Annotated in this window: 7 protein-coding genes; all 7 read right to left on the reverse strand. The window is 72.3% G+C overall.

Annotation, left to right across the window (positions count from 1 at the left end; genetic code table 11):
- Window positions 1-48: 48 nt before the first annotated feature.
- A complete protein-coding gene (chvE, locus tag CFLA_RS12705) occupies window positions 49-1,206 on the reverse strand; it encodes a multiple monosaccharide ABC transporter substrate-binding protein (protein WP_013117736.1) in 1,158 nt (385 codons plus the stop codon).
- Between the two features lie 314 nt (window positions 1,207-1,520).
- Window positions 1,521-2,303: an ATP-binding cassette domain-containing protein gene (locus tag CFLA_RS12710; RefSeq protein ID WP_013117737.1), complete on the reverse strand. Its 783-nt coding sequence runs from the start codon at window positions 2,301-2,303 to the stop codon at window positions 1,521-1,523.
- Window positions 2,304-2,364: 61 nt separating this feature from the next.
- Window positions 2,365-3,600 carry an ROK family transcriptional regulator gene (locus tag CFLA_RS12715; protein ID WP_052302849.1) on the reverse strand — a complete coding sequence of 412 codons (1,236 nt, stop codon included), beginning with the start codon at window positions 3,598-3,600 and terminating at the stop codon, window positions 2,365-2,367.
- A gap of 46 nt (window positions 3,601-3,646) precedes the next feature.
- Window positions 3,647-4,879, reverse strand: coding sequence for a multiple monosaccharide ABC transporter permease (mmsB, locus tag CFLA_RS12720; RefSeq protein WP_013117739.1), 1,233 nt, complete (start codon window positions 4,877-4,879; stop codon window positions 3,647-3,649).
- On the reverse strand, window positions 4,876-6,423 hold the full coding sequence (gene mmsA, locus CFLA_RS12725) for a multiple monosaccharide ABC transporter ATP-binding protein (protein ID WP_013117740.1): 1,548 nt from the start codon (window positions 6,421-6,423) through the stop codon (window positions 4,876-4,878). The genes mmsB and mmsA overlap by 4 nt, the downstream gene beginning before the upstream one ends.
- An 85-nt stretch (window positions 6,424-6,508) precedes the next feature.
- Complete coding sequence (gene chvE / locus CFLA_RS12730; RefSeq protein ID WP_013117741.1) at window positions 6,509-7,639, reverse strand: multiple monosaccharide ABC transporter substrate-binding protein; 1,131 nt, start codon at window positions 7,637-7,639, stop codon at window positions 6,509-6,511.
- 279 nt (window positions 7,640-7,918) lie between these two features.
- Entirely contained in the window at window positions 7,919-13,846 is a 5,928-nt protein-coding gene (pulA, locus tag CFLA_RS12735) for a pullulanase-type alpha-1,6-glucosidase (protein ID WP_013117742.1), read from the reverse strand.
- Window positions 13,847-13,859 lie beyond the last annotated feature (13 nt).

Raw genomic sequence — 13,859 nt, forward strand, 5'->3', positions numbered from 1 at the left:
CGGCCCGGCCGCCTCGTGGGCGGACCGGGCCGCGCCGTCAGACCTGGGTCACTTGGCGACGCCGGACTTGACCTCGTCCTCGGTCCAGTAGCCCGAGTCGACGAGCAGGGGCGTGATGTCGTCGGCGAAGACCGGGTCGACGTCGAGCAGGTAGGACGGGACGACCTTCTTGCCGTTGTCGTACGTCTCGGTGTCGTTCGCCTCGGGCTCCTCGCCGTCGATGAACGCCTGCGCGGCCTCGATGGACTGGGCCGCGAGCTTGCGGGTGTCCTTGAAGATCGTCGAGGACTGCACGCCGTCGGCGATGAGCTTCACGGAGGCGACCTCGGCGTCCTGGCCGGTGACGATCGGCAGGCCGGCCTCGATGGTCGGGCCCATGCCGACGCCCTGCAGGGCGGTGATGATGCCGCGCGAGATGCCGTCGTACGGCGCGAGGACGCCGTCGAGCTTCGAGCCGTCGGAGTAGGTCGACGTGAGCAGGTCCTCCATGCGCTTCTGCGCCGCCTCCTGCGACCAGCGCAGCGTGGCGACCGTGTCGAAGTCGGTCTGGCCGGACTTCACGACGAGCGTGCCGTCGGTGATGAACGGCTGGAGGACGGACATGGCGCCGTCGAAGAAGAACCCGGCGTTGTTGTCGTCGGGCGAGCCGGCGAACAGCTCGATGTTGAACGGGCCCGTGACGCCGGCGACCTCGGTGCCGGCCTCGTCGAGCAGACCCATGCCGCGCAGCAGCGCGGTGCCCTGGGCGACGCCGACCGCGAAGTTGTCGAACGTGACGTAGAAGTCGACGTTCTCGGAGTCGCGGATGAGGCGGTCGTACGCGATGACCGGGATGTTCTGCGCGGCGGCGTTCTCGAGCTGGCTGGTGAGGGCCGTGCCGTCGATCGAGGCGATGATCAGGACGTCGGCGCCGCTGGTGATCATCTGGTCGATCTGCTGCGTCTGCGTCGGGATGTCGTCGCCCGCGTACTGCAGGTCGACCTTGTAGCCGAGCTCCTCGAGGCCCTCCTTGACGGCGTTGCCGTCGGCGATCCAGCGCTCGGAGGTCTCCGTGGGCATGGCGACACCGATGGTGATGTCGCTCGCCTCGGCGCCACCGCCGGCGCCCTCGGTGCTGTCGGTGCTGCCCGCACCGCCGCCGCCGCAGGCCGCGAGGCCGAGCGCGAGGGCGCCGGCCGTGGCCGCCATGGTGATCTTGCGTCGCATCGTGTGCGCTCCTTCTCGTCGTCGAGAGGTTCCGGTCCCGAATCCATCGGTGTCCGGCGCGGCTGCTTCGCCGCGGGGTGGACCGAAGGGATCCGGGCTGCGTCGAACGAGACGGGGGTCGTCGTCGTCCCGGTGCAGTACCCCCACCATGCTTTCGTTCGGCACCCGAAGTCAAACCCGAACGACTGACGTTTGGTTACGAACTCATCACGATATCGACCCGTCGCTCGCACGGGGGACGGACGAATCACCCGCACGAGGGCATGCGGAACAGGAGGCACACCCCGTGGGCGTACCTCCTCGGTGGCCGGACGTCACGACGCCGCGGGCACCCGGCGTGGCGGGTCCCCCACCCGCACGGCGCCCGTGATGGCGCCCAGGATCTGCTCGTACGCGGTCGAGCGGGCGTCGAACGAGCCGTTGTTGCGCCCGTGGCGCAGCACCTCGACCCGGTCCGCCACCGCGCGCACGTCCGTCATGTTGTGGCTGATGAGGATCACCCCCAGCCCCAGGTCACGCAGGCCCTCGATGTGCATGAGCACCTCCGCGGTCTGCGCCACCGACAGTGCTGCCGTCGGCTCGTCGAGCACGACGAGCCGGGGCGAGCCGATGAGGGTGCGGGCGATCGCGACCGACTGCCGCTGCCCCGCCGACAGCTGCGACAGCGGGACCCGGACCGACGGGATCCGGCTCGTCAGGTCCCGCAGGATCTGGCGGGCCTGCTGCTCCATGCGCTCGTCGTCACGCACGCCGCGCGCGTCGCGCAGCTCACGCCCCAGGAAGAGGTTCGACGTCACGTCGAGGTTGTCGCACAGCGCGAGGTCCTGGAAGACCGTCGCGACGCCCAGCGCGTGCGCGGCCGCGGGCGTGGGGATGCTCACCGGGGCACCGTCGATCTCCACCAGGCCCGTGTCGGGGGTCAGCACGCCCGCGACCATCTTGGCCAGCGTCGACTTGCCCGCGCCGTTGTCGCCGACCAGCGCGACCACCTCGTGCGGGTGCACGTCGAGGTCGACGCCCACGAGGGCCTCGACCCCGCCGAACCGCTTGCTGATGCCCCGCATCGACAGCAACGGCACCCGTGTCGCGTCCGTCATGCTCGACCCACCTGCTCCCCGTCGAGTGTCACGTGCAGTGAATCCCCCTGCTCCTTCCCGGTCAAGACGTCTCACCCTGCCCCGGCGGGCCGGGAACGGGCTCGGCGTCGAGCTCGACGTCGTCCTCGGCACGCACGGGCACGTCCGCCTCGCGCAGCGCGAGCACGAGCGCGCCCATCACCTCGGCCCGCTGCCCCAGCGCCGCCGGCACCACCTCGAGCGGCGCGATCTGGTTGAGCAGCACCCGCCGCTGCACCGCGTCGCGCAGCGGCCGCAGCAGGGCCTCGCCCGTCTCGGACAGCTCGCCGCCGACGACCACGCACTGCGGGTTCACCGCGGTGCCGAGCCCTGCGACGACCGTGCCGATCAGCGCGCCTGCGTCGGCCACCACACGCGCGAACCCCGGGTCCCCCGCACGCGTACGCCCGATGACGTCGCGCAGGCTCAGCGAGCCGTGCGTCGCACGCAGCGGCTCCACCAGCGCCGCCGCCCCCACCACCGTGTCCAGGCAACCGCGCGACCCGCACCGGCAGATGTGACCCGTCGGGTCCACCTGCACGTGCCCGATCTCCCCGGCCGTCCCCGCGAACCCCCGGTGCACCTGCCCGCCGAGCACGATGCCCGCACCCGTCCCGTACGACGCGCGCACGTACACCGCGTCCCGGTAGCCGCGCGCCGCCCCCAGCGTCGCCTCCGCGAGCGCCCCGAGGTTCGCGTCGTTGTCCACGTGCACGGGCCGCCCGAGCCGCTTGGTGAGCACCTGGCCCAGGTGCTCACCCTCCCAGCCGCGCATGACGCCGGGCACGGAGACCATGCCCGTGTCCGCGTCGACGGGCGCGGGGACGCCCACACCGATGCCGACGACGCCGTCGAGGTCCGCCCCCACCCGCTCCAGCAGGTCCATGACGAGCAGCGCCGCACGGTCCAGGGTCGTGTCCGACGGGTGCTCGTACGGCAGCGGCAGGACCTGCTCCGCCACCACCTCGTGCGCGAAGTCCCCCAGGGCGACCCGCAGGTGCCGGTGCCCGACCTGCACCCCGACCGCGAGCCCCACGCGCCGCGCGAGCGTGACGAGCTGGGCCCGCCGCCCGCTGCGCGTGGTGACGGCGGTGTCGACGAGCCCGGCCGCGAGCAGCTCACGGACGATCGTCGACACCGTCGCCTGCGACAACCCCGTCGCGGCGGCGAGCTCGACCTGCGTGAGCCCGCCGTACCGCTGGACCGCCCCGACCACCAGCGACTTGTTCGCCTCCCGCAGCGCCGTCTGGGAACCTGCGGCCGACCGACGGCGGCTCACGGTGAGGCCCCCCCGGCGCACACGCGCCGCACCTCTCGCCGCTGCCCTACTGCGTGCCGGCGCGCCGCTTGTTCAGCAGGTCGAACGCCACGGCCAGCAGCAGCACCATGCCCTTGATCGCCTGCTGCCACGACGGGTCGACCGAGAGGATCGACAGGCCCATGTTGAGCACGCCCATGATGAGCGCGCCGACGATGGCCCCGGAGATCCGCCCGATGCCGCCGGTGACGGCTGCCCCACCGATGAAGCACGCGGCGATCGCGTCGAGCTCGTAGTTGGCACCGGCAGCCGCGATGGCGGCGCCCGCGCGGGCGGTCGTGACGACGGCCGCGATACCCGCGAGGAACCCGATGTTGACGAAGATCCAGAAGTCGACCTTGCGGGTGTTGACGCCCGAGAGCCCGGCCGCGGCCCGGTTGCCGCCGATCGCGTAGATGTGCCGGCCGAAGACGGTGCGGCCCATGAGGAACGAGTACGCGACGACGAGGACGCCGACGATCACCAGCACGATCGGGGTCCCGCCGGCCGACAGCGACAGGATGACGGTGAGGACGCCGATGCCGACCGCGACCATCGCGATCTTCGTGAGGAACACGCCGAACGCCTCGACGTGCAGGTCGTGCCTGCGCAGCGCCGCGCGCGCCCGCACCTGCGTCAGGGCGATGGCCGCCACGGCGAGGGCGCCGATGACGAGAGTGACCACGTCCATGTTGTTGACGAACCCGAGCACGTTGGGCAGCGAGCCCTTCGAGATCTTGATGAAGGCCGACGGCAGGCCGGCGAGGGTCTCCCCGACGACGACGAGCGCCAGGCCGCGGAACACGAGCATGCCCGCGAGCGTCACGATGAACGCCGGGATCCCCACGTACGCGACCCAGAACCCCTGCCACGCCCCGACCAGCGCCCCCAGCGCCAGGCCGATGAGCACGGCCACGAGCCACGGGACGTCGAAGTCGCGCATCGTCACCGCGACGACGCCGCCGACGAACGCGACCACCGACCCCACGGACAGGTCGATGTGCCCGGCGACGATCACCATGACCATGCCGATCGCGAGGATCATGACGTAGGCGTTCTGCTGGAACAGGGCCGCGACGTTGTTGGCGAGCAGCAGCTTGCCGTCGGTGAGCACCTGGAAGAGCAGGACGATGACGACGAGGGCGCCGAAGATGCCGTACTGGCGCGCGTTGCCGCCCAGGCCCTGCAACCGCTGGACCAGCGGCACACGGGGGGTGCCGGGCCCCGGCGAGGGGACGTTGACGTCGGTGCTGGTGCTCATCGGGCGATCCCGTCCTTGTCCATCGTCATGTAGTGCATGAGGTGCTCCTGGGTGGCGTCGGCCCGGGCCACCTCGCCCGTGACGCGTCCCTGGCTGAGCGCGTAGATGCGGTCGCAGACGCCGAGCAGCTCGGGCAGCTCGGAGGAGATGACGAGCACCCCCTTGCCCGCGTCGGCCAGCCTGTTGATGATCGTGTAGATCTCGTACTTCGCGCCGACGTCGATGCCGCGCGTCGGCTCGTCGAGGATCAGCACGTCCGGGTCGGCGTAGAGCCACTTGGCCAGCACGACCTTCTGCTGGTTTCCGCCCGAGAGCTTGCCCACCAGCGCCGTGATCGTGGGCGTGCGGATGTTGAGCTCCTTGCGGTACCGCTCGGCGACCTTCGACTCCTCCTCGCGGTCGACGACGCCGCCGCGGGCCAGGGAGGACAGCGCCGCGGCCGACACGTTGTGCTGCACGGTGTCGATGAGGTTGAGCCCGAAGCGCTTGCGGTCCTCGGTCGCGTAGACGATGCCGTGCGCGATGGCCTCGCGCACGTTGCCGACCGTGATCTCGGTGCCGTCCTTGTACAGGCGCCCCGAGATGCGGGTGCCGTACGACCTGCCGAAGACGCTCATCGCGAGCTCGGTGCGGCCGGCGCCCATGAGGCCTGCGAGGCCGACGATCTCGCCGCGCCGCACGGTGAGGCTCGCACCGTCGACGACCTTGCGCGACTGGTCGACGGGGTGGTGGACCGTCCAGTCCTCGATGCGCAGCACCTCCTCGCCGATGGCGGGGGTGTGCTCGGGGAACCGGTGGTCGAGCGGGCGCCCGACCATGCCGCGGATGATGCGCTCCTCGGTGACCGGCTCGTCGCCGTGCATGTCGAGCGACTCGATGGTCTGACCGTCCCGGATGATCGTCGTGGTGTCGGCGATCGCCTCGATCTCGTTGAGCTTGTGGCTGATGATGATCGAGGTGATGCCCTCGTCCCGCAGCCCGCGGATGAGACCGAGCAGGTGCGCGCTGTCCTCGTCGTTGAGTGCGGCGGTCGGCTCGTCGAGGATGAGCAGCCGCACCTCCTTCGACAGCGCCTTGGCGATCTCGACGAGCTGCTGCTTGCCGACGCCGATGTCGCTGACGCGCGTGTCGGGACGCTCCACGAGCCCCACGCGGTCGAGCAGGCGCGCCGCCTCCGCGTTGGTGCGGTTCCAGTCGACGACGCCGCGGGCCGCCCGCTCGTTGCCGAGGAAGATGTTCTCCGCGATCGACAGGTAGGGCGAGAGCGCGAGCTCCTGGTGGATGATGACGATCCCCTGGCGCTCGGAGTCGCGGATGCCGCGGAACTCCTGCACCTGCCCGTCGAGGACGATGTCGCCGTCGTACGAGCCGTGGGGGTAGATGCCGGACAGGACCTTCATGAGCGTCGACTTGCCGGCGCCGTTCTCCCCGCAGATCGCGTGGATCTCGCCGCGGCGCACCGCGAGCGTGACGTCCGAGAGCGCCTTGACGCCGGGGAAGGTCTTGGTGATGCCGCGCATCTCGAGGATGTGCTCGGTGTCCATGTGTCCTCGCTGGGTGGTCCCGGCGTGCGCCGGAGGGACGGGCTGGCCGGCCGCGCGACCCGGAGGTCGCGCGGCCGGCGGGGTCTCACAGGCCGAGGTCGGCGGCCGTGTAGAAGCCCGAGTCCACGAGGGTCTGCACCGTGTCCGGCGTGATGACCTGCGGCGGCAGGAGGTAGGTCGGGACGACCTTCTCGCCGTTGTCGTAGGTCTCCTCGTCGTTCACCTCGACCTCGTCACCGGCGACGATCTGCTCGATCATCGTGGCGGTGCGGTCACCCAGCGTGCGGGTGTCCTTCCAGACGGACATGGACTGCTTGCCCTCGATCATGTTGAGGACGTTGGCCTTGTCGGCGTCCTGCCCCGTGAGGATCGGGTAGTCCGGGCCGGGCGCGTAGCCGTTGCCCGCGAGCGCCTGGGCGATGCCGAGGGCCAGCGAGTCGTTGGGCGACAGGACGACGTCGACCTTGGTGCCGCCCGCGTAGAACGAGTTGAGGCGGTTCTCCATCTCGGACTGGGCCGTGTCGGAGCTCCAGCCCTGGACGCCGATGGACTGCCAGTCGTCGTTGGACGCGGGGGCCTTGCCGGACGGGACGACGAGCTGGCCGCTGTCCACGTACTCCTTGAGGACGTCCCAGGCACCGGCGAAGAAGAACTTCGCGTTGTTGTCGTCGGGCGAGCCGGCGAACGGCTCGAGGTTGAACGGGCCGGCACCGCCGGCGAGGTCGAGCTGCTCGACGATGAACTCGCCCTGCATCTTGCCGACGCCGTAGTTGTCGAACGTCGCGTAGTAGTCGACGTTCGGGGTGTCGTTGATGAGGCGGTCGTACGCGATGACGGTGATGCCCTGCTCGGCGGCCTGCTCGAGGGTCGGCGCGAGCGCCGTGCCGTCGATCGAGGCGATGACGAGGATGTCCGCGCCCTGGTTGATCATGTTCTCGAGCTGCGTGATCTGCTGGTCGACCTTGTTGTCGGCGAACTGCAGGCTCGTCTCGAAGCCGGCGTCCTGCAGCAGGCCCTCGAGGTGCGCACCGTCGCGGTTCCACCGCTCGAGCGCCTTCGTCGGCATCGCGATGCCGACGACGGTGTCCTCGGAGCTGCCGGCGTCGCCGGTGCCCTCCGTGGTGGGCTCGCGCTCGCTGCTGCACGCCGCGAGCGAGCCGAGCAGCATGCCTGCGGCGACCATCGCGATCGCGCTCTTCTTCCACGCCAGTGACATCGTTGTCCGCTCCCTCTAGTTCGCCGCTCGACCTGGTCGAGACGTCCGTCGTCCCGCCACCCCGGGGCCCGCGTCGCTGCCGGCGCCCGAGTTCGGCTGATGCTTTGCATTCAAGACCTGAAGGCTTGACGGCGGCAAGGGTCGTGACCAATCCGTGTCCTGACCCTCACGAGGGAGAACGGTTGCGCCACTCGTGGGGGTGACACCCGGCGGTACCGCGTTCGCCCGTCCGGTGGCTTCGAGGGATGAAGGCACCGGACGGGCGGGCGGGCAGCCGAGTCAGCCGCAGAGGCGCGGCAGGAACGTGCCGAGAAGCCCGCACACGAGGCTCCTGCCGGGCGCGGGGCGGTGCCGGCCGGCCTGCTCGACGAGCACGGCCGCGGTGCGCGCCGGGACGACGACCGTGCCGGACGCCGTGTCCCACGTGGTGGCCCGCACCACGGGGTCCGTCCCGCGCGCCTGCACCGGCGACAGCGCGTAGCGCCGGCCGGCGAGCTTGTCCACCGTGAGGGTGGCCGGCTCGTCGGACGCGTTGACGACGACGAGCAGCCCGTCGAGCGCCCTGTCGACGTCGGTGCGCTGCCGCAGGCCGTCCCGGCCGGGACGGTCGTCGACGTGCATCGCGACCACGCCCGGCAGCGCGTCCGGGCCCGCCCCGGGGAACGTGACCTTCTGCCGGACCAGACCCGCGTCGCCGAGCCGGAAGAGCTCGGTCGACGAGCGCAGCTCGAGCAGGTCGGCGGCCGCCGCACTCGCTGCGGCGATGTCGGCGGGCGTCGGCGCGAGCGCCGGGTCCGCGAGCAACGGCTGCTGGTACGGCCACTTCGCCTCGTTGTCCGGCGCGGGCGGCAGCCCGCGGCCGAAGCCGTTGGTGCTCCCGGACCAGTCGAGGACGTTGAACCAGTCCCCCGAGTCGTAGGAGTTGCGGTCCAGCGACTTGCTGCGCAGCAGGTCGGCGCCCGCGTGCCAGAACGACGGCGTCTGCGCGAGGGTCACCGTCGCCAGCGACACGGTGTTCATGCGGACGCGGTCGGCCATGGACGTGTCGACCGGCAGCTTGAGCGTGAGGCTGTCGAACAGCGTCTCGTTGTCGTGCGCGTCGACGTACGTCACCACCTCCTCCGGGGAGTCGGCGTAGCCCGCGGGCTGCCCGTTGTAGTCGAGCTGGTCGCCGCGCCGCACGGTGCCGTCGCTCGCGAGCAGCTCGTAGGACCGCAGGTTGCCGGCCATGCCGAGACGCACGAGGTCGGCCTGGTGCCGCACGCGGGCGAGCTGCTCGTCAGGGGTGCCGTTGACGTCCGCGCCGTTGGGGTCGGTGAACGCCCCCGAGCCGAAGCCCTGCAGGCGCGGGTCGTCGTCGAAGGGCCCACCGCCGCGCACGGCGTCGCGCAGCCGGTCGGAGAACGTGCCGATGCCCGTGCCCCCGAGCTGCCCCTGCGTGGCCTGCTCGAACAACCTGTCGTCGGCGACCTCGCCGAAGTTCCAGCCCTCGCCGTAGAGGTACACCTGGCGGCCGTCGACGCCGTCCTTGCGCGGCGTGAGCCGGTCCAGCGCGGCACGCACACGCTCCATCGTCTGCCGCGAGTGGTGCCCCATGAGATCGAACCGGAAACCGTCGACCTTGTGGTCCCGCGCCCAGGTGACGACCGAGTCGACCATCATCTTCTCGGCCATCGCGTGCTCGGTCGCCACGTTCTGGCAGCACGTCGAGGTCTCGACCTGACCGGTGAGGGTCAGCCGGTGGTAGTAGCCGGGGACCACGCGGTCGAGCACGCTCTTCGCGTCCTGCCCGCTGGCGGCGGTGTGGTTGAACACCTGGTCGAGCACGACCTGCAGCCCGTCGGCGTGCAGCGCGCCGACCATTGAGCGGAACTCCGTGATCCGCGCGCCGCCGTGCGCGTCGACGGCGTAGGAGCCCTCGGGCGCGGTCCAGTGCCACGGGTCGTAGCCCCAGTTGAACGCGTCGCCGCCCGCGGCGGCCCGCACGCACCCCTGCTGCTCCGGCGAGTCCGGCGGCAGCGCCGCGAGGTCGCAGTCCGGGACGGCCTGCGCGGCGCGGTCCTCCTCGATCGACGCGATGTCGAAGGTCGGCAGCAGGTGCACGGTCGTCAGGCCCGCGTCGGCGAGGTCGCGCAGGTGGTCGCGGCCGTCGCTGCGGCGCACCGCGAACGCGCCGTACGTGCCGCGCAGCCGCTCCGGCACGGTGGCGTCGGAGACCGAGAAGTCGCGCACGTGCAGCTCGTAGATCGTCTGGTCGACCGGCCGCACCACGGGCTGCTTCGTCCGCTCCCACTCCCGCGGGCGGTACCGCGGGTCGGCGAGGTCGACGAGCACGCCGTGCGTGCTGTCGAGCGTCAGGGCGACGGCCGACGGGTCCGTGACGCGGTTGACCTCGACCTTCCCCGTCGTGGGCGCGTAGACCGTGACCTCCCAGAGGTACGCGGCGTCCGCCCAGCCCTTCGCCCCCTTCACGGTCCAGGCACCGTCGGCCTGCCGGGTCGCGGCGGCGCGGACGGGCGAGGCGGACGTGTCGACCTTCCCGCGGCGGTCGGCGGGCCAGACGAGCAGGTCGACGTCCTGAGCCGTGGGCGCCCAGAGCGCGAGCGACGGCACACCCGTGCGCCAGGTCGCGCCGAGGACCCGACGGGCCGCGGCCTCGGCGTACAGGTCGTCGAGCACGCCCGGGACCTGCACGCCCGTGACGGCCTGCCCGGCGCCGTCGGCGGCGGCCTGCCGCACGAGCAGCTGCCCGGTGAGCAGACGCTCGACGTCCTTGCGCTCGGCGTCGACGCGCAGCGCGAGGTGGTCGGCGAGCGCCGGGAACCGCGACCGCTGCGCGGCGGTCAGGCCGCGGGGCACGAGCGTGAGCGCGACCTCCTCGCCGCCCGTGACGGCACCGTCCACGACCTCGAGCGCGGCGTCCGTCGACCCGTGCAGCGCGAAGCGCAGGTCGGCCGCGTCGGTCCCGCCCGGGACCAGCGACGCCGGCCAGGCGATCGTGCGCGCGTCGAGCCAGTGCGCCGCGAGCTGCCCCGTGCCGGGCAGCGGCGGGTCGGTGACCTGCACCGTCAGCACGTGCGTGGTCAGGTCGTACGTGAACGTCACCGGCTTGCCGCCGGGAGCGGTGAACGCGATGTTCGCACCGTCACGTGCGCCGCCGGCCCCGTAGTTCTCGGCCCACGACAGCCCGTGGGCGACCTTCACCTCGTACGACCCGGCCGGCAGGGCGGGCACCGTGAGCGACGCGGAGCCGTCGTCGTCGCCGTCGACCAGCGCCGTCGCGAGGCACGCGGGGTCCCAGTCCCCCGCGCAGCCCGCCTCCGCCTGGTACGACCCCGGCAGCGTCACCAGTGCGCCCTGTGCCGAGGACGTCACCTGGTGCGTCGTCGCGTCGTAGACGAACGTCACCTGCTGCGGGGCGTCGCCGTCGACGGTGTACGCGATGTTCGCCCCACCCGGGGCGCCGCCGGCGCCGTAGTTCTCGTCCCACGTGCCGCCGACGGCGACCTTGTACTCGTAGGAGCCGGGCGGCAGCGTGAACGTGCCGGAGTACACCCACCCGTTCGTCGTGGCCAGCCGCGCGGCCTCGCAGCCCGGCTGCCAGTCGCCGGGACAGCCCATCGCGGCGTTGTGCGAGCCCGGCACGGTGACGAGGTCACCCCCGGGGCCCACGGGTCCGGGGGCCTCGACGCCGTCGACCGCGACGCCGACGCTGCCGAAGGTGGACGCGGCGGTGCGGTGCCCGGCGGTGTCCTCGCGCACCGCGCGGTACTCCACGAGGGTGCCGGGTGCCAGGTCGCGCACGTCGTGGAAGACGCGCGGGCTCGTGCTCTCGGCCGTGCCCAGCGGCGTCCACACGTCGGCGCCGACCACGCGGTAGGCGAACGACGTCGTCGCGAGCACGTCGTCCGCGACGTCGGCGGCCACCGGCGCCAGGCCGGACAGCGCCGCGCCCGCGCCGGGGGCGCTCAGCACGACCGCGTCGGCGCCCGTCGCGACCGTGGCGTCGGCCCGCAGCACGACGGCGCCGTACGCGGGCACGGTCAGCGTGAGCGCGCCGTCGGCGCCCGCCGTCGCGGCCGCGCCGGCCACGGTGTCCGTGCCGGACGTCGCGAGCAGCGGCGTGAACGTGGCGCCCGGTGTCAACGCGTCCAGCGTCACGGTCGTCGGCGACCCGGCGTTGTTGACCGCGACGAGGTGCTCGACGTCGTCGTCGCCGACGCGCGAGAACGCGTACACGCCGCCGTCGGCGTACCGCTCGATCTGGGCGCCGTCCGTGAGCGCCGGGGTCGACGCGCGCAGCTCGGCCAGGGCCGCGACGTGCGCGTACAGCGGGGCGTCCGTGTCGTACCGGTCGACGGACCCGGCGGGCGTGCCGTCGAGCAGGGCCTGGTCGGCGTACTCGTCGACCTCCGTCGCGAACAGCGACTGCCGCGCGTCCTTGTCGCCGCCGCCCTGCGGCCCGGCGCCGACGAAGCCCTGCTCGTCGCCGTAGTAGACGACCGGCTGGCCGCGCGTGAGGTACATCAGGGCGTGGGCGACGCCCGAGCGCGCCTGCGGGTCCGACGCGTCCTTCACCATGTGCCCGATGCGGCCCATGTCGTGGTTGCCGAGGAACGTCGGCAGCGCGTGCGCGCTGCTCGTCGGCGTCGTGTAGAGGTCGTCGCTCGCGAACAGGGCCGCCAGCCCCGCCGCGGACGCGCCGCGCGCCCAGCTCGACGCTGCCGACTGGAACGAGAAGTCGAGGACGGCGTTCATGTCGGTCTCGCGCACGTACGGTGCGGTGAGGCGCGCGTCGGAGTCGTACACCTCGCCGAACATGAAGAAGTCGGGGTTGCCGACCGACGCCGCGTGCTGCGCGACGGCGGTGGTGAACACGTCCCAGAACTCGCGGTTCACGTGCTTGACGGTGTCGATGCGGAAGCCGTCGACGCCCAGGTCGACCCACGCCTCGTAGACGTCGACGAAGCCCTGCACGACGTCGGGGTGCTCGGTCATGAGGTCGTCGAGGCCCACGAAGTCGCCGTACGTGACGGACTCCCCCTGCCACGTCGAGTCGCCGCGGTTGTGGTAGAACGTGGGGTCGTTGAGCCAGGCGGGGACCTTGACGTCGGCGTCCGCCGGGTCGATCACCGGCGTGTACGGGAACGACGTCGCGGGGTCGAGCTCGGGGAAGTCGTCGGTGCCGGCGAAGCCGGCGGGGTCGAACGCGTCGCCCGCGGCGTCGCGGTACGGCGACGTGGCCTGGTCGACGTAGGTGTACCGGCCCTCGGCGTAGTCGACGACGTCGGCCGTGTGGTTGGTGATGATGTCGAAGTAGACCTTGATGCCGCGCGCGTGCGCGTCGGCGATGAGCGCCTCGAGCTCGGCGTTGGTGCCCAGGTGCGGGTCGATGCGCGTGAAGTCGGTGATCCAGTACCCGTGGTAGCCGGCGGACGCGTCCGCACCCTCGCCCTGCACGGGCCGGTTGAGGAACGACGGGGTCAGCCAGATCGCCGTGGTGCCCAGACCCTCGACGTAGTCGAGCCGCTCACGCAGGCCCGCGAGGTCGCCGCCGTGGTAGAAGCCCTTGTCGGTCGGGTCGAGGCCCGTCACGAGACGGTCGCCCTCCAGGCCGCCGGTGTCGTTGGTCGGGTCCCCGTTGGCGAAGCGGTCGGTGAGGACGAAGTAGAACTGCTCACCGGCACCGGGGTCGCGCGCGGGCTCGGCGACGAGGTCCGCGTCCGCGTCGGTGTAGCCACCGGGCAGGTCCGCGACGACGACGGACGTGCGGTGCGTCGTGTCGTCGTAGGTGAACGTCAGGTCGGCCGGGCCCGCCAGCACGAGGGGGGTGTTCGCGTCGGTGCCGTCGGCGCCGTAGGCCGCGTCCCACGTGCCGTCGAGCGCCACCTTCCACTCGTGCGTGCCGCCGGGCACGGTGAAGGTCGCGGAGAACCGCCCGGGGACGTCCGTCGGCGCGAGCGCCGTGGCGGCGCACGCCGGGTCCCACGCGGCCGCGCACCCGAGCGCGTCCTGCAGGGAGCCGACGAGCGTCACGGAACCGGCTGCGGCGGCGGACGGCGCGGTCGCGACGACCGCTCCGGAGAGCGCGACGGCCGCGGCGGCCAGCGCGGCGGCGGCCGTGCGGGCGGGACGCCGGGTGCGGGCGGGGCGGTCGCGCCCCGGGGACAGACGGGCAGGGGGACGGGTCATGGCGTCGCCGACCATCGCGGACTCCTTC

It is taken from the genome of Cellulomonas flavigena DSM 20109 (assembly GCF_000092865.1).
GTDB classification, from domain to species: Bacteria; Actinomycetota; Actinomycetes; order Actinomycetales; family Cellulomonadaceae; genus Cellulomonas; species Cellulomonas flavigena.

What these genes read in the sequence shown, in the direction of transcription:
- chvE (WP_013117736.1), bottom strand. Translation starts at nt 1,206, where the DNA reads ATGCGACGCAAGATCACCATGGCGGCCACGGCCGGCGCCCTCGCGCTC.
- CFLA_RS12710 (WP_013117737.1), bottom strand. Translation starts at nt 2,303, where the DNA reads ATGACGGACGCGACACGGGTGCCGTTGCTGTCGATGCGGGGCATCAGC.
- mmsB (WP_013117739.1), bottom strand. Translation starts at nt 4,879, where the DNA reads ATGAGCACCAGCACCGACGTCAACGTCCCCTCGCCGGGGCCCGGCACC.
- mmsA (WP_013117740.1), bottom strand. Translation starts at nt 6,423, where the DNA reads ATGGACACCGAGCACATCCTCGAGATGCGCGGCATCACCAAGACCTTC.
- chvE (WP_013117741.1), bottom strand. Translation starts at nt 7,639, where the DNA reads ATGTCACTGGCGTGGAAGAAGAGCGCGATCGCGATGGTCGCCGCAGGC.
- pulA (WP_013117742.1), bottom strand. Translation starts at nt 13,846, where the DNA reads ATGGTCGGCGACGCCATGACCCGTCCCCCTGCCCGTCTGTCCCCGGGG.